The following is a 22,312-nucleotide window of genomic DNA, read 5'->3' on the forward strand; positions in this document are numbered from 1 at the left end:
ATGGTCTGCACATTTAGTGTGCGTCCATGGGTCTTTTTTCGTCCCATGAGCGATGTACACAGCCGATAATTTAAAGGAGAGATGTTAAGTGAAGCAAAGTAAATTACCGCAGGCAGCGCAATGGACCGTTGATGAATCCCTTCAGCAAATGAAATCAAGTAGAGATGGGTTGACTGACCAAATGGTGTCGACGAGACGCGATGAGCACGGTCCGAACGCGTTAGCGGCTAAGCGGCAAACAACCTTATTGGAAAAGTTTATTGCTCAGTTTAAAGATTTAATGATTGTAGTGCTGATTGTGGCCGCCATCATTGCTGCGATGACAGGCGAAGTGGTGGATGCCATCATCATCTTACTGGTAGTGGTGCTTAACGCCGTGTTTGGTGTTTTCCAAGAGGCAAAGGCGGAGCAGGCCATTAATGCGCTTCAAGAAATGTCGGCACCAAATGCACACGTTCGTCGTAATGGCGAAACAGTTACGGTAAAGAGCGACGAATTAGTGCCTGGTGATATTGTGCTTCTGGAAGCTGGTGATATTGTGCCAGCGGATATGCGGCTATTGGAAAGTGCTTCGCTTAAAATTGAGGAGTCTGCGCTTACCGGTGAGTCAGTCCCAGTGACTAAGCAACTCGATCCAGTGGCGGCCACAAACGTGGGGTTAGGGGACATGAGCGACTTAGCCTTTATGAATAGTAACGTGACTTATGGCCGTGGTGTGGGGGTTGTTACAGCTACGGGGATGCAAACGCAGGTTGGTCGCATCGCTGGCATGCTAGACAACACTAAGGAACGCAAAACACCCTTGCAGGAAAATCTGGCCCATTTAGGTAAAGTGTTAACGGCATTGATTCTGGTGGTTGCGGTAATCGTCTTTGCGGTCGGCATGATTCGTGGGAATGAAACATTGATTAACATGCTACTGACAGCTATTTCATTGGCGGTAGCGGCTATTCCAGAAGGGTTACCTGCCATTGTGACCATCACATTAGCTCTCGGAACGACGCGTATGGCCAAACTGAATGCACTGGTTCGCCGTTTGCCCGCTGTTGAAACGTTGGGGAGTACGGACATTATCGCTTCAGATAAGACCGGGACATTGACCCAAAACAAGATGACGGTTGAAAAACTAGTGGTTAATGGCGAAGTTCGTGATGCTAAGGTTGGTGTCGGGGCAACAACCGACAGTGACGAGGGAACTTTAGCAACCCTGTTGATGTTGAATAATGATACTAAACTAACGGCCGATGGCTTAGTTGGAGATCCCACGGAAACGGCCTTGATTCAGTACAACATGGATCATAACGTGACTGCTGACAAATTTTTAACGGCACATCCCCGACAAGCTGAAATTCCGTTTGATTCAGAACGTAAATTGATGACGACTGTTAATAAAATGGATGATACTGGCGCATTGTGGATTACCGTTAAAGGGGCGCCGGATGAATTGCTAAAACGGGTCACACGGGTTCAGCTAAATGGGCAAGTAGTGCCATTGACGGATGAGCTTCGGAAACAGTTGTTGACGATCAATCATCAACTGGCCGTGCAGGCATTGCGAGTATTGGCGTTTGCTTACCGCCCCGTTGAAACAGTTCCAGCAACCATGACTTCTGAAAAGGTTGAGCAAGAGCTCATCTTTGCTGGATTTGTTGGAATGATCGATCCGGAGCGGCCAGAAGTGGCTGGTGCAGTTGCCGAAGCTAAAAGCGCGGGTATTCGGCCTCTAATGATTACGGGGGACCACGCGGATACTGCTAAGGCAATTGCGGTTCGGCTCGGCATTATTAAGGCCGACGATGACGCTGGCGTAATCACTGGTGCTCAACTAGACGAACTGAGTGATGCCGATTTTGAAAAACGGGTATCGCAATATTCTGTTTACGCGCGGGTGGCCCCGGAGCATAAAGTTCGGATTGTGAATGCCTGGCAGAAACGTGGCAAAGTTGTCGCTATGACTGGTGACGGTGTGAACGATGCCCCAGCGTTGAAAGCAGCTGATATCGGTGTGGGGATGGGAATCACAGGGACAGAAGTGTCTAAAGGCGCATCCGACATGGTTCTTGCTGATGACAACTTCTCCACAATCGTGGTGGCAGTTCGTGAAGGTCGTAAAGTGTTTGCTAACATCCAAAAGGCCATTCAATACTTGTTATCTGCAAACTTAGGTGAAGTGTTGACCCTTTTTGTAATGACCATGATGGGGTGGCAGATTTTGGCACCTGTGCATATTTTGTGGATCAATTTGGTGACCGACACGTTCCCAGCGATTGCGTTAGGACTGGAACCAGCTGAAAAGAATATAATGAAACAGAAGCCACGTGGTCGCACGTCAAACTTCTTATCCGGCGGCGTGTTTGGCAACATTATCTATCAGGGATTGTTGGAAGGTGGGCTGACACTTTTGGTTTACTGGCTAGCCCTGACATTCCCCGTTCATGCCGGTGCAGAACAAATTCATGCGGATGCTTTGACCATGGCGTTTGCAACGCTTGGATTGATTCAGTTGTTCCATGCATTTAATTCAAAATCAATTCATGGAACAATTTTTACAAAGCAACTCTTTAAGAACCGTGCGTTTAACTGGGCCATTCTGGTGGCGTTTGTGCTGTTGGCCGCGACCATCCTTGTGCCTGGGTTTAACACACTCTTCCACGTCACAACATTGGATTGGTTCCAGTGGTTAATCGTTATTGGTGCAGGTGTGACGATGATTTTAATCGTGGAAGTGGTAAAATTAGTGCAACGTCTAAGAAAGAGTGATGCCGAAGCTCGGTAATGCCCGAGCAATAACGTAAAGGTGGCGGCATGCAAGCGCAGTTTGCTTGTGGGCAGGCAGCTTTGGGTTATGCACAGGGAATTGAGCGACAGGTGCACGTTTAGAAGAGTGATGCCGAAGCTCGGTAATGCCCGAGCAATAACGTAAAGGTGGCGGCATGCAAGCGCAGTTTGCTTGTGGGCAGGCAGCTTTGGGTTATGCACAGGGAATTGAGCGACAGGTGCACGTTTGGAAGAGTGATGCTCAACTTTGGTTGAATTCGAGCAATAAGAAACGAGTCGAATGATTCGGTGCATTTCCGAATGCTTTGACTCAGGACTTATGCACAGAATTCAGAAGTTGAGTGCACGTTTAGAAGAGTGATGCCGAAGCTCGGTAATGCCCGAGCAATAACGGACAAGGAGATTAATTGTGAAAAAGAACTTAATGATGGTGTACGGGCAAACATTGTCCAGAACAATTGCGGATACAGAAGATGTCCAAAAGGATTTGGAACCTTATTACACGAAGCTAAAAACGGCGATGGATGCTGATAAGTTGAGTGACCTTAGTGATGCTGATTTCGCTGATATTCAGTCAGAATTTCAGGATGGCACGGACCGTTATCTGAGCTACAACGATAAATTGAAAAAATTACAAGCACCTGCACGTTTCATGGGGAAGCACCAGACACTTAAGCATGCTTATGATACCTATGCCAATGCCTGCCAGACGATGACGGACAGTTTGAATGTTAAGGAACACACGGTCGACACGAAGAAGTTTGCTCAGGCAGAAGCTGACCAAAATGAAGCCATGGATCGAATCATTCGTCTCATTCAGACAATCATGTCAACTAACGCTTAGTGACGTTACATCTGAATTCTTTTACGTATGTAAAGGGTATAGAATGTAGCACATGACGCTAACAGAAATGAACCGCTCATTCTGAACATCGGGATGAGTGGTTTTTCATTGAGCGATGAAATTGTGGAGGAAAATGAATGACAAATGATGAGTTGCAACGGTTGGTCATGCAAATTTCCACACGGGAGTTTGGTAAGCCGTTTAAACATCAAGCCGTGTTCAATTCACGACTGCAAACGACGGGGGGCCGCTACCACCTTCGGGATCATCATATTGATATAAATCCGAAGATGTTAACTGATTTCGGTGAGGAAACCCTTGAAGGGGTGATTAAGCACGAGCTGGTTCACTATCACTTATCGATGGCAGGATTGCCATTTAATCACCGCAGTCGGGAATTTCGAACCTTGCTGGCACAGGTGGGTGGCAGTCGTTTTGCACCAGCACCTAAACATCGGCAAGGACAGGCGGTCCACTCACGATCACGGTACATCTATATTTATGAGTGTGAAAAGTGCGGTCAGCGATACACGCGGCGTCGACGAATCAATACGCGGCGGTTTGCATGCGGGATTTGTGGTGGCCGGTTGAATTTGGCAGAAGCCTATACTCAAGAATCTTAAGAAACCGTGAAACTCGTCTGTAGAATTCGAATGTCGTAATGGCTATTGTACACTGTATGGCAGAATACGCTATGATAGCCGTATCGATGAATGTGGGGGTAGGGTATGGAACGAATTTATCAGTGGCTTAAGAAAGAGGACGTTCAACTTTATTTAACCTTGGCGTTTTTGATCTTTGTGTTGTTTTGTTTTCGTCACTTTCTCTCCATTATTTTGCTAATTACGATTTTTTCTTTCTTAGCATTAAAAGTGACGACTCGTTTACGACAATGGTTACCCATCGGTCAGGTGCTGGCGACTTTGATTGTGTATGTGGTGGTGATTGGCTTAGTTGTACTGGCTATCTCCTACGCCGCACCATCTTTGGCTAGCCAGTTTTCTGGCATCCCGCATTTGATTATGAAAGCAATCAATGATCATCCAGTTTGGGATAAGCAATTAGACACATGGGTGAATAAAGCACTCAATAGTAGTGAAATTATGAAACACGGTCAAACGGCTTTGGAAACAGGGCTACGTGGACTGGAAAGCGTCGGCACAGCCTTCTCACATGTGGGTGTTGCCATTTTCTTGAGCTTGATTTTTACCGCGTCTTACGGCCGCATGAAGCGCTTTGGGGATGCCTTTTTACACAGCCGTTTTAAAAAGTTCTTCACCAATGTTTATTTCTTGGTTCGCAAGTTTGTCACTATTTTGGGAACAGTTGTGGATACACAATTAATTATCTGTTCAATTAACACGGTTTTGATGACCATCGGCTTATTTTTCCTAAAGATGCCAAGTTTAATGGTGTTAGCCGTCATTGTCTTCATTCTTGGATTGGTGCCTGTTGCCGGGGTGCTCATTTCAATGGTGCCGTTAACGTTGATTGCGTTTGCTAGTGGCGGTATCTGGCGGGTAGTGGAAGTGATTATCTTAGTTATCGTGATTCACTTCTTTGAATCTTACTTCTTGCACCCACGTCTTATGGCTACGGCTACTGATTTACCGATTTTTGTGACATTCATGACCTTGATTGTGAGTGAAGAAATATTCGGTGTTTGGGGACTGATTGTTGGGTTGCCAATTGTGGCATTCTTCCTCGATCTGTTTGGCGTGCATCCCCAGCCAAATGATGGTCCAATTATGCAGCAGCTTCGTGGTGATAAATAGGTGCTGAACGGAAATATGCGGGGAGAATGTCAAAGAGTAATTGCCAAGTCTGCGAATGTCTGGTAGAATTATTTTCGTTGATGCGGCCATGGCGGAATTGGCAGACGCGCAAGATTAAGGATCTTGTGATCCCTTCGATCATCCGAGTTCAAGTCTCGGTGGCCGCATAATCAGATTGGTTAACTAGGCTGACCAGTCTAAAAAGATCCTCGTAGTGATGATTTCACTACGAGGATCTTTTTTTGTCGTGGATGAGTTTTTAAAAAACGAGATTGATTTTTCGCTGGCCTAAACCGGCATCCACGTGAACATCGTGAAGTTTGATTTCATATGCGACAAGTTGCGGTCCAATGGCGTCCCATACGTGCTGGTAGTTAGGCACCAACTCTAAGTAGCGGGGAAGTAAGTCATCAGCCATCGTTTTGTCAGATGGGGTGATGGTAACGTGATGGGCGCGAACAAACGGATTTGTGGTTTCACTTTCGTGAGGAATGGTAATCAGAGCCGCGTCTGCGTGCTTGGCGTAAATTGCTAACGCGTTACTGCCACGAACGGAGGAAAAATACAGTGTATCTGGCTGATCGGCATACCAGACAAAATTAATTACTTTAACGTCAGCAGTATCATTTAATGACGTACTTAGTGCGAGTTTGTCTGCTGTTGCGTAAACCTGCTGCAGTAATTCGATGTCTTGTTTATCCATGATTAAAACTCCTTTTAAAAAACTAGTTTGAACTTTCCGAATTTGAGGCGTGAAAATGAAAGCGGGTGGATGGAATACCGATGTAGACAAGTAAGAAATCCGCTGCAAGCGCGATGGCAGTGAAGATAAAGACACCGCGGTAATCAAATAAGTTTGAAACAAAGCCACCAAGCAGTGAACCTAACATACTGCCAAGTGCCTGAAATGATTGATTCCAACTGAACACTCGCCCAGTGACGTTAACAGGAGAGTTTTTGACCAACAACGTTTGTACGGTAGGGAATAAGGCACCATCCGAAATCCCAATCATAAAGCGCAGGACGCCCAGCATGCCAACGGTGCTGACAAAGCCTTGAGGGAAGTACATTAGTACGGCGAAGATAAAGCCACCCATCAGGACTTTTTCTGTCCCGATGCGGTCACCTAAACGCCCAAGTTGCGGCGCTGATACAAGAGTTGAAATGCCAGGCAGAGCGGCGATAATACCAGCAACTATTGTCAGATTAGCTGTATGCGACATTAATTCGCGAACGTACAAACTAAGAATCGGTGTGATTGAGTTATTACCCATTTGGATCAGCATGGTAGAAATCAACAGTATGATGATTGCTCTAGCAGATTTGAAAGATGCAAAGACTTCTTTGGTTGACTGCATCTTGGCTCGTGGAATTGGTGTGAAATGTTCATGAACCAAAAAGAGACTAAGAAAAAAGACAACTGCAAGCAGAAAACCGGTTATAAAGAAGGTCATCCGAATAGAGAAGATGGCGGCTAGTGCACCACCAAGAATTGGACCAATCAAATTTCCACTGACATATCCGGTAGTTAAAATGCCAAGAGCACTACCGCTTTTTGCCTTTGGTGTTTCGGTAGCAATCAGCGCACTCGCGTTAGGAATGTAACCTGCGCAGAGACCTTGCAAGAAACGCAGCAAAATCAACATCCAGATATTATGAACTAGCCCCATTAGGGCAATGACGATCGCCATTCCTGCACTTGAACGCAGAAGCATCAGTTTTCGTCCTTTACGGTCAGCTAGTTGTCCCCATAATGGTGAGACTATGGCAATAACGAAAAACGTGACCGCATATGTAACACCACTGTAGATGGTCAGCTGCCCCTTTGTGAAAGTGCCAAGCTGGTCAACGTACAGTGATAAAAACGGCATGATTTCACTGAAACCCATACCGGCAATAAATGTTCCCAGCCAGAGTACAGCTAGGTTTCGACGCCATCCATTTTGATCTTTCAAATAAAACCGCCTCCTTAATATGGTTAATCCATTGGATGTTGAACTGAATTTTTGATTTGTGGCTGTGACTGCCGGTTGAACGTGTTCATCAATGTGATGTTACGTTCGTGTTCCTGGCGGCTCTGTTTGCGATAGGCAATGGGGTGGGTACCAATTGTTTTAGTGAAAGACTTAGTGAGGTAATTGGCGTCTAGCCCGACTTTGATCGCAATATCGTTCACGCTTAAATCAGTATACTCCAAGTAATTTTGGGCGTGTTTCAAACGGATGTGCTGCAATAGATTCATTGGTGTGAGACCAGTTTCGCGTTTGCAGATCCGGATAAGGTAATTCTTGCTGTAGTTAAAGTGGGCGGCTAGCTCAGGCAACTGAATTGGCTCTGCATAATGATCTTGTAGATACTTTAATAGTGGAAAATCAGTATTGATATCAATAAGTCGGTCCAAGTTGTGCGTGCTGGACTCCGCCGGTTGCTGTTTGAAAATTGTTGACAGTAAGAGTTGTTTGAAATCAACATCTAGTTGCAAAGCGGCAGCAGGAAATCGTTTTTGTTCTGCTGGAATGGCTTCGTTTAAAAGTGCATAAAAGGGAGAAACGTCCTCAACATCGAAAATATGTTGGCTGGCGTTTTTTTCAATTAATCCGGCAATGTCGGCCTGAAGGTCAAACTTAACGTCGAGAACAACTGTTTCGTGTTCGAAGTGAAATGAATGTGTTGTGTATGGCGGAATAAAGACAAGTTGGTTTGCAAACACACTTACCGAAACTGAATCGTCCCCGTTAGACTGTGTTAGATCGGTATACTCCTGTCCACTAAGGACTAACTGGACTTGTGCAAAATCATGCTGGTGTGGTTCGACGATTTCATGGCGATGATACAGGCGACCGCTGAGCCATAAGACTTTGAGCTGAAGGTCACGAACTTCTGACATGGTTTTCCTCCTGATGAGTTTAGTGTGATAAATTCCATAAATTGAGCAAATTAGGGCAAAATGTAAGCGCTTAAGCTACCCTATAATGTTTTATGAAAGCGAAGGATAGCTAGCGACTTCATGAAAAAGTTTTCACAAGAATATAAAATATTACATGCGTGAGGATGTGTTAATGATGACAGAGGCTAAGCAAAGCGCTCTTAAAAAGGTAACATGGCATATACTACCATATCTTTTTATCATTTACTTTATTGCCTTTTTGGATCGAAGTAGTATCACGTACGCTTCCATTGGAGGGATGGATAAAGATTTAGGTTTGACTGCAACCACATATGGGTTTATCGCCGGAATCTTCTTCATTGGTTACTTCCTGTTTGGAATTCCTGGCAACATGATGCTGGAAAAAATTGGTGCTCGTCGTTGGATGGCATTTATCTTGGTTTTCTGGGGAACTGTTACCTTGGTAACTGGGTTTGTTGCCAGCGTACCAATGCTGATTGTGCTACGGTTCCTACTCGGTGTTTCCGAAGCTGGTTTGTTCCCAGGCATGACCCTTTACATTACGTACTGGATTCGCAGTAAAGATCGTGCACGGGCCATTGCAGCATTCATGGTTGCGCCGCCAGTGGCAAACTCAATTGGTGCGCCAGTTGCAACTTGGATTATCACTCAGGTTCACATGGTGTTAAACCTTGAAGGCTGGCGTTGGTTATTCATTATCATTGGGATTCCTGCCATTTTAATGGGTGTTTACACCGTCTTCTTCTTGGCTGACAAACCTAATACTGCTAAGTGGCTGACAGCCGGCGAAAAGAGCTGGTTGGAAAAAGCACTTGCCGATGATGTTAAGCAGGAAAGTGAAAAGAAAGTCATCAAGGCACCATTTGTTGACGCCTTCAAGGACGCTAAGATTTGGAAGATGACTGGGATTAACTTCTTCTACTGTATCGGTTTGTACGGGATTACATTCTGGATGCCACAAATGGTTAAGTCCTTATCAAGCAGCTTGACTACAATGCAAGTTGGTTTGATTAGTGCTATTCCTTACCTGCTTGGTGCAGTTGCGTTGGTTATCAACGGTCAGTGGTCTGACCGTAGTGGTGAACGAATCTGGCATACTGCCGGTGGTGCATTGCTTGGTGGCCTTGGATTTATCGGTGCCGCATTAACCACATCTGTTCCTGTTATGTCCGTTGGTTTCATTTGCCTGTCTGCCATTGGGGTTTACGCATACTCCGGTCCTTACTGGGCAATCACCACGACGGTTGATCCTCGGATTGCTGCCGTTGGATTAGGGATTGTGAACGCTGTTGGTAACTTTGGTGGTTTCTTTGGACCATATGCAATTGGTTGGTTGAAGAGCGCCACTGGTAGCACAACGGTGGGGATGTACTTCTTAGCTGGTGCGTTGATTATTACCGGCTTGATCGTTCTCAGTTTGCACTCAAGTAAGAGTGCGACTCAAACGGCAAAGACTTCGGATGAAGAAGTTACTGCCGATGCAGAAACACAGAGCCACCCAATTAACTAGTGATCAAATATTTTAAATAAAGAGAGGTTTTTATCATGGTTGAACGTTTCCAAAAAGATTGTATGTATTGTGCTCATACTGAAAAGCTTGATGCAAACTACATTGAAATCGAATCATTGCATGTTGCCACAGTTTATTTAGCACGTGACCAAACACACCTTGGTCGTGTCGCGGTTGTTTTGAACTGGCACGTTGACGAACCATTCCAATTGACTGATGTTGAACGTCACGAATTCTACGATGACGTTGCACACGCAGCCGAGGCTGTTGAGAAAGCCGTTAACCCTGGTAAAATTAACTACGGAACTTATGGCGACACGGTTTCTCACTTGCACGTTCACGTTGTGCCAAAGAAGCCTGGCGACAGTGATTGGAACGATGCCTTCGTTAATAACCCTGAAAACCCTAAGAAGTTAACCGATTCAGAATACGAAGATATTATCAACAAGATCAAGGAAAATCTATAGAGTGATGCCGACGTCCGGGAACGGGCTTAGCATATAATTAAAAAAGGAGCGATTTTAGTTATGACTGTTAAAGGAAAAGTTGTTGTTATTGCAGGTGCTTCATCTGGTATTGGTGCTGCTACTGCTAAGAAGTTAGCTGCACATGGTGCCAAGTTATTCATCGGTGCTCGCCGTGAAGACCTGTTGAAGAAACAAGTTGAAGATATTGAAGCAGATGGTGGCGAAGCAGCTTATAAGACTGTTGACGTAACCGACAAGAGTTCTGTTGCTGACTTTGTTAAGGCAGCTCACGACAAGTATGGCAAGATCGATGTTATGTACAACAATGCCGGTGTTATGCCTAACTCACCATTACGTGATTTGAAGGTTGAAGATTGGGAACGCGCTTTCCAAATTAACGTTATGGGTGTTCTGTACGGGATTGCTGCCGCATTGCCAATCATGAAGGAACAAGGTTTTGGTCACTTTATCGCAACTGACTCAAATGCCGGTCACGTTATCAACCCTAACGCTGCCATTTACTCAGGGACTAAGTTTGCGCTTCGTGCCATCATGGATGCTCTTCGCCAAGAGGAAGGTCCTAACATGATTCGCTCAACCATCGTATCACCAGGTAACGTTAACACCGCACTATGGAAGACTGTTGGCGATCCTGAATTACAAAAGAAGGCCCGTGCTCGTGAAGAAGAAATCGGCTTGGACCCAGAAGATTTGGCAAACGCAGTTCTTTATGCCATTGACCAACCTGAAAATGTTGGTATCGATGAAATTCTGTTACGCCCAACTGTTCAAGAAAACTAATTTGTACTTTAATTGAAAATATCCGCTGCCTAGCACTTTGTCTATTTGGTAGCGGATATTTTTATCGTTGGTAAACATAGTGGTTAAGCGATGCTTACGGTTGTCAAAATTGAACGTAGTCGTGGGACCGGTTCAAGCCTGTAGACCACAGTCTTTCACCTCGCCGCGAAGCCTCGTGAGCCCCCGAGTCTCCACGGCCGTCCTGTGCTGTAAATTCGGAAAAATCGCCGAATCAACACCACTTTCACGGCTTACATTCAATTTTGACGCCCTCCAGCTCAGTTTGTAATTTTGTTCTTAATCAACAGAAGCATGCGATAATCCGCAGGTTATTTGATGTAGCATTTTCACTAAGCACTTTGTACATGAGCGAAGTCGACCAGAAACGGAGTTCCGTGAAATCCTGACTTAGTGGGCGTTTTGGGTCCGCTTAGTCAGGCAGGACGAGCTTTGAGACTTCGGGTTATGAAGGCTTAAAGTCGAGGTGGAAGACTGCGGAGCAGGCTGAGACCGGTCCCAGTGGAACGGAGCTTCTGGTCGACGTAACGGAATCACAAACAGACTAACCAGATAATTCGAAACAAAAGGTTGAAAGTGCGTTTGCGCAACTAAGTATGCAAGTGTTCATAAGAAAAAATTAAAATCGCGGTATAAACGGTAAATGTTTACCGTTATTTCTCGCCTTGTGGACAAACTTGGTTTACAATCTGTAGGCGTGAGTAATTAGGAAGAATTAATTCCTTGGGGGACCCGAATATGGATAACGAACCAAATCAAGAACCATCAAGAATGCAACGCCATAATGAACAACCAACGAGTGGTAAAAAGGGTGGCAATGGCCGTCGCCGCTTTCATCCTTGGCGCTGGTTCTGGGGCATTGTCATTGTCTTAGTGTTAGCAATTGTCGGTTTTGGGGCAATGGCTTATCACAACATCAATTCAGCCAGCAACAAAGCTTATAAATCGGCAGGAATTACTAAGGCGCGTGACACACAGTCAGTGCTAAAGAGTAAGAAGCCAATTTCAATTATGTTCTTGGGAACTGATACCGGTGCTTTGGGACGAACCGATAAAGGTCGAACCGACACGATCATGATTGCTACCATCAACCCACGGACTAAGAAGATGCTGCTTGTCAGCTTACCTCGTGACACGATGACAGATATTGCCGGTTATCCTCAGGATTCACCGGCTAAAATCAACGCTGCGTACTCATATGGTGGTGTTGGGACAACCATTAAGACAGTTCAGAATCTGTTAAATATTCCAATTGACTACTATGCGTTGTTGAACATGGGTGGTTTGGAAAAAGCGATTAATGAAGTGGGTGGTGTGACGGTTACATCACCGTTAACGTTCAACTATGAGGGTGCCTCTTTCGTAAAGGGACAAACCTACCACATGAACGGTTCAACTGCCTTGAAGTTCTCACGGATGCGTTATGATGATCCTCAAAACGATTATGGGCGTCAAACACGTCAACGGTTAGTTGTCCAAGCGCTGTTTAGAAAGTCCATTTCTGTTCAGACGGTTTTGAATCCTAGCTTCTTAAACTCGATTGCTAATGAGTCACAAACAGATTTAACCAGCTCTGACTTGGTTAAACTTGCATCTAGCTATCGGTCTTCCACGAAGGACATGACCACTGATCACATGCAAGGACAAGGTCAGATGATTAATGGCCAGTCGTTTGAAGTGGTTAGTTCAAGCGAGAAACAACGGGTTACCAATGAAATCCGTAAGAGTTTGGACCTTTCAGCAAAAACGGATGAATAAATTACTATAAAAGACAAAACAAAACTGCCAGAGTGATGAGCAAACTCATCATTCTGGCAGTTTTTAGTCAAAACGCATTTATATAAAAGGGCTGAACTAACGCATTACCAGCTAGCTTTACGTACACCAGGAATTTTGCCTTGCAAGGCGAGCTGACGGAAGTTGAGCCGTGATAGGCCAAACTGGCGCAAGTAAGCATGCGGACGACCATCGATCTTATCACGACGGTGAATGCGTACGGGTGAAGCATTTTTCGGCAGGGTGGCGAGCCCAGCGTAGTCATGAGCCGCTTTCATTTGAGCACGTTGATCAGCGTACTTCGCAACGGTAGCTTCAATGCGTTGTTCTTTAATGATCTTAGATTTTTTTGCCATAAACTGAATTCATTCCTCCTAAAATTGACTAACTTCATAATGACGATAACAATGCTTGTTTCCAAAAACTGTAACGATTACTGTTTAGTTTAACAGATATGCTTACTAAAACAAAGCATTTTATACGCTTGATCCAAATCAAGTTTACTTTGGGATTTACCTGTTACAATATCTTGTATATAAGGAGGTGCCAAGATGCGGGAACAGAAACTGGGGACACATGATTGTATTCAACTGGTACCAATTTTTAAGCAATTGACAGCGATTGAATTACAGCAGGTGAGTGCCATTGTTCATGAACATGTTTATGAAAAGGGCGCAACGCTGTTTAACGCTGGCGACGAGGCTGACCAGTTGACTATTATTGCCGCTGGTCAGGCCAAAGTTTATCAGCTGGCCGCCAACGGACGTGAACAATTATTATACTTACTTCAGTCGGGAGATTTCGATGGCGAGGCAGCGCTTTTCAATCCAGTTGCACGGACAAGTTATGCGGAAGCACTGGTGCCAACTCAGGTGTGCTCAATTCAGCGGTCGGACTTTCAGGCGTTGTTGGCAAAGGCACAGCAACTAGCGCTTGGTATCCTTAATGAATTTGGCAAACGAATCAGTCAACTAGAGGGTAAGGCAACAAGTGTGACCACGAGTTCAATTGGTGGTCGTCTTGCTGACTATTTAGTTGAAACGGCTGCAAGTTTTCCAGCGCAGACAATGTTCACTTTGCCGCTTCAAAAGAAGGAAATTGCGGTATACCTTGGTACTACGCCGGAAACGATTAGTCGTAAATTAAATGAATTTCAGACTGCTGGTTGGTTAAAGAAGGGTCGCGGCAATCAAATTGCGATTTTAGATGCGGATCAACTTGTATTACAAGAGTAATTTCGGAAAAATTACCCCTAATTTTCAGTTAGAACAGGCGACAAAACTAAAGGAGATAGCGTCTTATGATGATTCAAGGCGTTGTCTCCTTTAATGAACGAATACACTGCATCTTGTACCGTAAATAGACCACAAAAGGAATGAAAGCGAGAGCACTCGACACCATCTTTTAAACACCCTGAATGGAACCCATATAAAAAGGCAGATAACTTATCAAAAAAATCAAAAATTTTTTAAAAACAGAAAATGCCCGTCTATCAACCTGTCTAGTCCATTTTGAAACTTTTCGGACACTTAGGGGGTGATTTGTACTTGATGTAAGCGCTTCACTACGGTATGCTAGTCACGTGCTTAAGATATTAGGGACAAGCTTTCACGTACATATCAAGATGGTTTCAACGGATTTTTTTAAACGGGATTGTAAGCGCTTTACTGACAATCATTTAACGGTTATAATACGTATGTAGTGAAAAAGTCAATCTTGTGCCATATAATTGACATTGTTCCTGATTAAGTCGTGAAGGGAGGTGCACGCGAAATGCTAGCAATTGTTTTAGCCAGTCATGGTAGTTTTGCGGACGGCATCAAGCAATCGGCCACGATGATCTTCGGCGATCAGCAGAAAGTGGCTACCGTGACGTTCATGCCAGATGAAGGTCCAGATGACTTGAAAAAGAAGTTTGACCAAACACTGGCAAGTTTTGACGAAGATGATCAGGTGTTGTTCCTCGTTGATTTGTGGGGAGGGTCACCGTTCAACGTTGCTAGTCGTATCGTTGCCGAGCACACGGACCGGATGGGTCTAATCACTGGTTTGAATCTGGCAATGCTGATTGAGGCGTATACCGTTCGCAACCAAACATTGGATCAGGTGGTCCCGCACTTAGAGGAAATCGCTAAGGCGGGCGTTAAACATTTGGATTTAACGACACCTGACGAGGAGGTCAACTAATGAGCATGGACATTCGGTTGGTAAGAATTGATTCACGATTATTGCATGGTCAGGTGGCTACGGTTTGGACAAAGGCAATCTCTCCAGATCGCATCCTGGTTGTGTCAGATGGCGTTGCTAAGGATAACTTGAGGAAAACGTTGATCACGCAGGCTGCACCAGCTGGTGTAGAGGTCAATGTGATTCCGGTTGATAAATTGATTTCAGTTTATCAAGATCCACGGTTTGACCAAGTCAAGGCGTTCTTGTTGTTCGAAACTCCGCGCGATGTGCTACGCGTTGTTAAAAGCGGCGTTGAGATTAAATCCGTTAACATCGGTAGCCTGAGCTTTACGGATGGCAAAAAGATGGTTACGGATGCCGTTGCAATTGGTGGAGATGATGCACAAACTTTCCGCGAATTGCATAATGCGGGCGTCGAATTGGAAGTACGAAAGGTGCCAACGGATAAAAAACGTGATTTAATGGCGTTGTTGGCGCAGGAAGGCATCTGATTTGATTTCCAGTAGCCTTTAGTTAAAACTAAATGTTGCGAATGATTAATGGCTTCACATTTTATTAATTTAGGAGGGACACACATGGTAGGGATTATCTTAGCCAGTCATGGCGGCTTTGCTGAAGGTATTTACCAATCAGGTGAAATGATCTTCGGCAAACAGGAGAACGTGCAAACGGTCACCTTGCTGCCAAGTGAAGGCCCAGATGATGTCCACGCCAAGTTCGAAAAAGCAGTATCAACGTTTGATGATCAAGATCAAGTGTTGATTCTGATCGACCTTTGGGGTGGAACACCATTTAATCAGGCAAACAGCCTGTTTGAAGAACACAAGGATAAGTGGGCTATTGTGACCGGCATGAACTTGCCAATGGTCATTGAAGCTTACGGTTCCCGGATGACAATGGATAACGCACATGAAATTGCTGCGCATATCCTACAAACGGCAAAAGATGGTGTACGCATCAAGCCAGAGTCGTTACAGCCAAAGGAAGAAGCATCCAAGGCTGACACTGGCAGTAACCAGCCAAAAGCCGCAATTGCGCCAGGAACAGTCTTAGGCGATGGGCACATTAAGTTTGGATTGGTACGTGTCGACTCACGTCTACTTCACGGGCAAGTTGCCACTGCATGGACCCGTTCTGTTAATCCAGACCGCATTATCGTTGTTTCAGATAATGTTGCCAAGGATAAGCTACGTAAGAACATGATCGTTGAGGCAACACCACCGGGTGTTAAAGCCAACGTTATCCCAGTCGACAAGATGATTGAGGTTGCCAAGGATCCTCGTTTTGGTGCCACAAAGGCGTTGGTTTTGTTTGAAACACCAGAAGACGCATTACGTGCCATTCAGGGTGGTGTGGATATCAAGACGTTGAATATCGGTTCAATGGCTCACTCAGCTGGCAAAGTTGCTGTCAGCAAGGTTCTGTCACTTGGTAAAGAAGACGTTGAGACCTTCGATAAACTTAAGCAAGCGGGCATTAAGTTCGACGTTCGGAAAGTGCCGGATGATTCATCAGCCAACATGGACGACATCGTTGAAAAGGCTCGTAAAGAACTACAAAATTCATAATTTTTACCACATAGATAGGAGGATTTTCAAATGTCTGCTATATCAATGATTCTTGTTGTAATCGTTGCATTCTTTGCCGGCATGGAAGGAATCTTGGATGAATTTGAATTTCATCAACCCTTAATCGCTTGTACGTTAATTGGCTTAGTTACAGGTCAATTGACAGCCGGACTTATTTTGGGTGGTTCCCTTCAAATGATTGCCTTAGGTTGGGCAAACATTGGTGCCGCTGTTGCACCCGATGCCGCATTGGCATCAGTCGCATCTGCTATTATTTTGGTTCAAGGTGGTCAAGGAACTAAGGGTATTGGTTCAGCTATCGCGATTGCGATTCCACTGGCCGTTGCCGGTTTGTTCTTAACCATGATTGTTCGTACCATCACGGTTGCTATCATCCACATTATGGATGCAGCGGCTGAAAAAGGTAACTACCGCACGATTGATATGTGGCAAGTAATTTGTATTTGTTTACAAGGTTTGCGGATTGCGATTCCAGCAGCGTTACTGCTGATTATCCCAGCTTCACAAGTTCGGGCAATGCTTGAAGCAATGCCTGCATGGTTATCAGATGGGATGGCCATTGGTGGTGGCATGGTTGTTGCCGTTGGGTACGCCATGGTTATCAACATGATGGCTTCTTCCGAAGTTTGGCCTTTCTTCGCAATTGGTTTTGCACTTGCTGCATTGACTGACCTGACTCTAATTGCTATTGGTACTATCGGCCTTTCCATGGCTCTGATGTACTTGAAGCTCGATGAACATGGTTCAAATGGCGGTAACGGAGGCGGTGGCAACAATAACACCGGTGATCCGTTAGGCGACATTTTGGACGACTATTAAAATTAGGGGAGGGAAACGAAAATGGCTGATAATAAAACTGATACTAAAAAGATTAGTTTAACAAGAAACGACCGTTTAAAGGTTGCTTGGCGGTCAACGTTCATTCAAGGTTCTTGGAACTATGAACGTATGCAAAACGGTGGTTGGCTATATTCACTCATGCCTGCCCTGAACAAGTTATATACAAAAAAAGAAGACCGAATTGCCGCTTACAAACGTCATTTGGAATTCTTCAATACTCACCCATACTTAGCTTCACCAATTATTGGTGTTACGCTAGCCTTAGAAGAAGATCGTGCCAATGGTGCGCCCGTTGACGATGTTGCCATTCAAGGGGTTAAAGTTGGGATGATGGGTCCGTTAGCCGGTGTTGGTGACCCAGTCTTCTGGTACACCGTTCGTCCTATTGTTGGTGCCTTAGGTGCATCATTGGCGATTGCCGGTAACATTGTCGGACCAATTCTGTTCTTCGTTCTTTGGAACTTGATCCGTTGGGCATTTATGTGGTACACCCAAGAATTTGGTTACCGTGCCGGTTCACGGATTACCGATGACTTATCTGGTGGTTTATTACAGAAAGTTACTCGTGGCGCTTCCATGATGGGGATGTTTGTAATTGGAGCCCTGATTCAGCGTTGGGTTAAGATTGACTTTAAGCCTGTTGTTTCACGGATCACCCAACAAAAAGGTGCCTTCATTGACTGGAACCATCTCCCAAGTGGGGCTGCCGGTATCCACAAGGCCTTGACTGAGTATAACTTAGGTAAGGGTTTGTCATTAGACAAAGTTAAAGTGACGACATTGCAAGATAACTTGGATCAATTAATTCCTGGTTTAGCTGCTCTGTTACTGACCTTCTTATGTATGTGGTTATTAAAGAAGAAAGTTTCACCAATCATCATCATTCTTGGTATTTTCATCTTTGGTATTTTACTTCACGTGGTTGGTTGGCTTTAACCAAAAGTTACGGTTTGTTAGGGGCACTCATTTTCGGACAACCGAAAGTAAGTGCCCTTGGCATTATAAATAAGTTATTGTTGCTGCGTTTGAAAATCGTGATTAACGTAGTATGATGCGGATAGGCGTTTGAATACAGGTTAGGAGAGAAGAACATGGTTGAATCACTGAATACAAAGGTTGAAATGGTTATCGATGGTACTTCCTATATGGGGCTGGGCGACTACGGCAAGATTATGGTCGGTGATAAGGCCTTTGAGTTTTACAACGATCGTGACAGCAATAAGTTTATCCAGATTCCATGGGAGGATGTCGATTTAGTGATCGCCTCTGTGATGTTCAAGGGTAAAGTGATTCCTCGTTATGCGCTTCAAACAACTCGGAACGGAACTTATAAGTTTTCCTCACGACATCCTAAAGCTGTGCTTCGTGCCATTCGTAATCACGTTGATGCGGATCATATTGTTCGTTCGTTGACGTTCTTTCAGGTTATGCGCCGTAATCTAAAGGCACTGTTCACCCGGCGCCCACGATCAAGGAAACAAAAGCAACAGTAATTAACCGTCAAAATTGTAAACGCCACGTACTGTCACTTGCTGGCAGTATGTGGTGTTTTTGCTTTTTAATCACGTTAAAAGGGAGTGCTATACTAGAAATCATTAACTAAAATATTAACTAATAGAAAGAATGACTGTAAATTCATGGGAATCTTTTTTGAAAGTGCACAGGGTGTTTTAATTATTATTCTGATGGTGGCTGTGGGATATGTCCTCGCAGGCAAAGGGTGGTTCAATGAGAACTCAACGAGATTGTTGGCTAAGTTGGTCACCCAGATAGCTTTGCCCCCATACATGATTATTTCTATTACACGGGATTTTTCCAAACGCGAATTGTATGCCTTATTGCCCGATTTACGTTTCCCTGTCATTTCAATGATGCTGCTGATGATTCTTGCGTGGGGACTGGTGTACGTGTTGCGAATCGATCCCAGCCGCAGGGGGCTTTTTACCTCCATGTTTTTTAATTCCAACACGGTGTTTGTCGGGCTACCAATTAACATGGCCATCTTTGGCACTAAGAGCTTGCCATACGTTTTGGTATATTACATGGCCAATACGACGATCTTTTGGACGATCGGCGTTTACTTTATTCAACGTGATGGCTCAGTGGGAGAGCATCTTACGTTTGGCATGATTTTGCGTAAAATTTTCTCTGCGCCACTGATTGGGTTCATGATTGGGGTTGTTCTTGTCTTGATCAATGTGCATTTGCCAAAGTTCTTGAACCAAACGTTCACGTATCTGGGTGGTTTGACGATACCGTTATCCATGCTCTTCATAGGTGTTTCCGTGTACAATGCAGGCCTTAAGAATATGCGGTTGAATCGAAGCAGCTTGGGTGTCTTGTCTGGGCGGTTCATCTTTGCGCCGGTTTTGATGATATTACTTGTTATGCATGCAGACATGCCGACACTGATGAAGCAAGTTTTCATTCTGCAGTCCTGTATGCCGGTAATGACAAACGCACCTGTGGTTGCTAAGTTGTATCATGCAGACGCTGATTTTGCATCAATTATGGTTACAGAAACGACACTAATGTCACTTATCGTGGTCCCAATCATGATGGTTTTAATTCAAAAAGTGGTTTGATCCTTAGGAAATTCGTAATAACTTCACTTTTTCTTAATTTTTTTGTGCCCGCATGTTTGACAATAAGTTGCGTTAAACCGCGTTTTCAAGAACTTTTCATGGCACAATGTAACACTGCTGTAACATTCGTAACAAAGTGTTATATGGCTGGTATGGACCTGTTACACGCGAAGACTAGTATTAATCACAGTAATTGCTACATAGAGTCGTTCAAACGGGATGAATTGTTTAGGAGTGAATAACGTGAAAAAGTCTATTAAAAATGTATTATTAACAACTGCTGGTGCTGCCAGCGTCTTGGCTGGTGTTCAATTATCAGCTAATGCTTCAACTGTAAAATCAATTAAAGGTGACACTGTGTGGGCCTTCGCACAAAAAAACCACACCACTGTTGATGCCATTGTGCAGGCGAACCATTTGACTGATGCCAACTTAATCTATGTTGACCAGGACTTGATTATTCCTGATGATAATGACAGCAAGACGTCATCATCACAAGCTAGTCAAGCTGCGCCAACTGCTAGTCAGGCCACAAGTCAAGCTGCAACATCAGCTACCAGTGCTGATGCTAACGGAGACTATACAGTTGTTGCTGGTGACACGTTAAACGCCATCGCTTCTAAAACAGGTAAGTCAGTTTCTGACTTAGCTTCATTGAACGGTATCTCAAACGTTAACGTTTTGATGGTTGGTCAAGTACTGCACACAACTGGTACTGCTTCACAAGCTGCTAGCCAAGCTCCTGCTTCACAAGCTAGTCAAGCATCGCAAGCTAGCCAAGCACCTGCTTCACAGGCAAGCCAAGCATCACAAGCTAGCCAAGCACCTGCATATCAGGCTTCACAGGCAACTAGTGTTGCTAGTCAGGCTGCTTCCCAAGCACCAGCTTCCCAAGCCTCACAAGCTCAGACTTCACAAGCCGCACCTGCTACAAACAATGACACTACAGCGACTAATGTCAACACGCCAGCACCTGCTGCAGCCTCAACTGCCTTTGGTGGTGCTCAGGCAGCCGGTACTGCCGGCTTCTACAGCGGTGTTCAAGGTTACCCAGCTGGCCAATGTACTGCCTTTGTAGCTGGTATCTTACAGGCTGAAGGTATTTCTAGTTCTAAGTGGGCTTACCTTGGTAATGGTAATGCTTGGGGTGCTAACGCTGCTGCTCGTGGCGTTGCAGTTAACCAAACACCGACTGCCGGTTCAGTTGCATTCTTTGGCTACATGCACGTTGCTTATGTTACTGGCGTTAACGGTAACGGTACGGTTAACATCATCGAAGGTAACTTCAATGGTCAAGCCTACAACGCACGGACTATCTCTGCTAGCGAAGCTGCTGGATACATCCACTTCTAAATTGAATTTTATTACGAGAATCGTCCTTGTGGCGATTCTTTTTTGTTTGAACTAGTTTCACTTCACCTTACTGGCATGGTACGATAATTAGTGTGAACTAATAACACGTCAGGCTAAGTAGAAGGATTAAGACGAGTTGGGATGAGAGAAATGGTAGAGTTGGTTATTATTCGTCATGGTGAGAGTACGGCAAATCGTGACAATATTTATACAGGGTGGACCGACGTTCCGTTGACACCTAAGGGAATCGAGCAGGCACAGCAGGCTGGCAAAGTTCTGGCATCAACTGGGTTACAATTTACAGATGTGCATACTTCTTTGCTACAACGTGCAATACAAACAACCCACCTAGTACTGGACGAAATTCATCAACTTTGGATTCCTGAACACAAAAGTTGGCGTTTAAACGAGCGTCATTATGGCGCCTTACGTGGACTTAATAAAGATCAAACACGAATTCAGTTCGGTGCAGACCAGGTGGCCAAGTGGCGCAGAAGTTTCAACGTTGTGCCGCCGCTTTTGGACCAGCCAGATCATTTGGACGACAGGCGATACGCTAGTTTTCCAAAGACGATTTTGACGCGTGGTGAAAGTTTAGCCATGGCCTATGACCGTTTGATACCATATTGGGTGGACGAAATCGCACCACGTCTCCTTGATGGTCACAATCAACTGGTTGTGGCTCATGGCAGCACCCTGAGAGCGTTAATCAAGTATTTGGACCATGTTAGCGACGCAGACATTAGTAAGGTCGAGGTACCCAATGCAGAGCCAATCCACTATACGTTTGATGAACATTTAAATGTAATTAATAAACAGATTTTGTGATTTTTAACTATAACAAAAGGGATTGCCAACATTTGCGTGAGCACATGTCG

General features: G+C 44.7%; 23 protein-coding genes and 1 tRNA gene. 20 read left to right on the forward strand and 4 right to left on the reverse strand.

The annotated features are described in order from the left end of the window. The first annotated feature begins 148 nt into the window (after window positions 1-148). The 6 genes from G400_RS0113120 to G400_RS0113145 all read left to right on the forward strand — a co-directional run bounded on the left by G400_RS0113120 (window position 149) and on the right by G400_RS0113145 (window position 5,564). On the forward strand, window positions 149-2,776 hold the full coding sequence (locus G400_RS0113120) for a cation-translocating P-type ATPase (protein WP_042655446.1): 2,628 nt from the start codon (window positions 149-151) through the stop codon (window positions 2,774-2,776). A gap of 157 nt (window positions 2,777-2,933) precedes the next feature. Next, window positions 2,934-3,062 carry a hypothetical protein gene (locus G400_RS16595; RefSeq protein WP_017262595.1) on the forward strand — a complete coding sequence of 43 codons (129 nt, stop codon included), beginning with the start codon at window positions 2,934-2,936 and terminating at the stop codon, window positions 3,060-3,062. Window positions 3,063-3,187: 125 nt separating this feature from the next. Continuing rightward, the gene (locus G400_RS0113130; protein ID WP_017262596.1) at window positions 3,188-3,622 is read left to right on the forward strand and encodes a hypothetical protein; all 435 of its coding nucleotides are present in this window, start codon (window positions 3,188-3,190) and stop codon (window positions 3,620-3,622) included. Window positions 3,623-3,759: 137 nt separating this feature from the next. Continuing rightward, window positions 3,760-4,245, forward strand: coding sequence for a SprT family protein (locus G400_RS0113135; RefSeq protein WP_017262597.1), 486 nt, complete (start codon window positions 3,760-3,762; stop codon window positions 4,243-4,245). Between the two features lie 105 nt (window positions 4,246-4,350). After that, a complete protein-coding gene (locus G400_RS0113140; protein ID WP_017262598.1) occupies window positions 4,351-5,397 on the forward strand; it encodes an AI-2E family transporter in 1,047 nt (348 codons plus the stop codon). Window positions 5,398-5,479: 82 nt separating this feature from the next. Continuing rightward, window positions 5,480-5,564, forward strand: a tRNA-Leu gene (locus G400_RS0113145). 92 nt (window positions 5,565-5,656) lie between these two features. On the opposite strand, the gene G400_RS0113150 is transcribed toward G400_RS0113145, so the two are convergent. From G400_RS0113150 to G400_RS0113160, 3 genes are read right to left on the reverse strand one after another with little or no spacing between them, the layout of a single operon-like run. Beyond that, a complete protein-coding gene (locus G400_RS0113150) occupies window positions 5,657-6,100 on the reverse strand; it encodes a hypothetical protein (RefSeq protein WP_017262599.1) in 444 nt (147 codons plus the stop codon). Window positions 6,101-6,122: 22 nt separating this feature from the next. Beyond that, entirely contained in the window at window positions 6,123-7,352 is a 1,230-nt protein-coding gene (locus G400_RS0113155; protein WP_017262600.1) for a multidrug efflux MFS transporter, read from the reverse strand. Between the two features lie 23 nt (window positions 7,353-7,375). Next, on the reverse strand, window positions 7,376-8,284 hold the full coding sequence (locus G400_RS0113160) for an AraC family transcriptional regulator (protein WP_017262601.1): 909 nt from the start codon (window positions 8,282-8,284) through the stop codon (window positions 7,376-7,378). Window positions 8,285-8,456: 172 nt separating this feature from the next. Here G400_RS0113160 and G400_RS15470 point away from each other — a divergent pair, with 172 nt between their 5' ends. The 4 genes from G400_RS15470 to G400_RS0113180 all read left to right on the forward strand — a co-directional run bounded on the left by G400_RS15470 (window position 8,457) and on the right by G400_RS0113180 (window position 12,859). Next, a complete protein-coding gene (locus G400_RS15470; RefSeq protein WP_017262602.1) occupies window positions 8,457-9,815 on the forward strand; it encodes an MFS transporter in 1,359 nt (452 codons plus the stop codon). Between the two features lie 35 nt (window positions 9,816-9,850). Continuing rightward, the gene (locus G400_RS0113170) at window positions 9,851-10,282 is read left to right on the forward strand and encodes an HIT family protein (protein WP_017262603.1); all 432 of its coding nucleotides are present in this window, start codon (window positions 9,851-9,853) and stop codon (window positions 10,280-10,282) included. Between the two features lie 60 nt (window positions 10,283-10,342). After that, window positions 10,343-11,083: an SDR family oxidoreductase gene (locus G400_RS0113175; RefSeq protein ID WP_017262604.1), complete on the forward strand. Its 741-nt coding sequence runs from the start codon at window positions 10,343-10,345 to the stop codon at window positions 11,081-11,083. Between the two features lie 756 nt (window positions 11,084-11,839). Continuing rightward, on the forward strand, window positions 11,840-12,859 hold the full coding sequence (locus G400_RS0113180) for an LCP family protein (RefSeq protein WP_017262605.1): 1,020 nt from the start codon (window positions 11,840-11,842) through the stop codon (window positions 12,857-12,859). A gap of 104 nt (window positions 12,860-12,963) precedes the next feature. On the opposite strand, the gene rpsN is transcribed toward G400_RS0113180, so the two are convergent. Then, entirely contained in the window at window positions 12,964-13,233 is a 270-nt protein-coding gene (rpsN, locus tag G400_RS0113185; protein WP_017262606.1) for a 30S ribosomal protein S14, read from the reverse strand. 195 nt (window positions 13,234-13,428) lie between these two features. On the opposite strand from rpsN, the gene G400_RS0113190 reads away from it, so the two are divergent. The 10 genes from G400_RS0113190 to G400_RS0113235 all read left to right on the forward strand — a co-directional run bounded on the left by G400_RS0113190 (window position 13,429) and on the right by G400_RS0113235 (window position 22,262). Continuing rightward, on the forward strand, window positions 13,429-14,112 hold the full coding sequence (locus G400_RS0113190) for a Crp/Fnr family transcriptional regulator (protein WP_017262607.1): 684 nt from the start codon (window positions 13,429-13,431) through the stop codon (window positions 14,110-14,112). Window positions 14,113-14,650: 538 nt separating this feature from the next. Beyond that, window positions 14,651-15,064 (forward strand): PTS sugar transporter subunit IIA, encoded by a 414-nt coding sequence (locus G400_RS0113195; protein WP_017262608.1) that lies wholly within the window; start codon window positions 14,651-14,653, stop codon window positions 15,062-15,064. Further along, a complete protein-coding gene (locus G400_RS0113200) occupies window positions 15,064-15,558 on the forward strand; it encodes a PTS system mannose/fructose/N-acetylgalactosamine-transporter subunit IIB (protein ID WP_017262609.1) in 495 nt (164 codons plus the stop codon). Before G400_RS0113195 ends, G400_RS0113200 begins: the two co-directional genes overlap by 1 nt. Window positions 15,559-15,642: 84 nt before the next feature. Then, window positions 15,643-16,635, forward strand: coding sequence for a PTS sugar transporter subunit IIB (locus tag G400_RS0113205; RefSeq protein WP_017262610.1), 993 nt, complete (start codon window positions 15,643-15,645; stop codon window positions 16,633-16,635). A gap of 30 nt (window positions 16,636-16,665) precedes the next feature. After that, the gene (locus G400_RS0113210; RefSeq protein ID WP_017262611.1) at window positions 16,666-17,475 is read left to right on the forward strand and encodes a PTS mannose/fructose/sorbose transporter subunit IIC; all 810 of its coding nucleotides are present in this window, start codon (window positions 16,666-16,668) and stop codon (window positions 17,473-17,475) included. 21 nt (window positions 17,476-17,496) lie between these two features. Further along, window positions 17,497-18,432, forward strand: a complete 936-nt coding sequence (locus G400_RS0113215) for a PTS system mannose/fructose/sorbose family transporter subunit IID (protein WP_017262612.1) — start codon at window positions 17,497-17,499, stop codon at window positions 18,430-18,432. Between the two features lie 155 nt (window positions 18,433-18,587). Next, window positions 18,588-18,989, forward strand: coding sequence for a DUF956 family protein (locus G400_RS0113220; RefSeq protein WP_017262613.1), 402 nt, complete (start codon window positions 18,588-18,590; stop codon window positions 18,987-18,989). A 144-nt stretch (window positions 18,990-19,133) separates the two neighbouring features. Continuing rightward, complete coding sequence (locus G400_RS0113225) at window positions 19,134-20,081, forward strand: AEC family transporter (protein ID WP_017262614.1); 948 nt, start codon at window positions 19,134-19,136, stop codon at window positions 20,079-20,081. A 243-nt stretch (window positions 20,082-20,324) separates the two neighbouring features. Then, complete coding sequence (locus G400_RS15925; protein WP_017262615.1) at window positions 20,325-21,434, forward strand: LysM peptidoglycan-binding domain-containing protein; 1,110 nt, start codon at window positions 20,325-20,327, stop codon at window positions 21,432-21,434. 150 nt (window positions 21,435-21,584) lie between these two features. Further along, window positions 21,585-22,262 carry a 2,3-bisphosphoglycerate-dependent phosphoglycerate mutase gene (locus tag G400_RS0113235; RefSeq protein ID WP_017262616.1) on the forward strand — a complete coding sequence of 226 codons (678 nt, stop codon included), beginning with the start codon at window positions 21,585-21,587 and terminating at the stop codon, window positions 22,260-22,262. The last annotated feature ends 50 nt before the right edge of the window (window positions 22,263-22,312 follow it).

Source organism: Furfurilactobacillus rossiae DSM 15814 (assembly GCF_000428925.1).
GTDB lineage: Bacteria > Bacillota > Bacilli > Lactobacillales > Lactobacillaceae > Furfurilactobacillus > Furfurilactobacillus rossiae.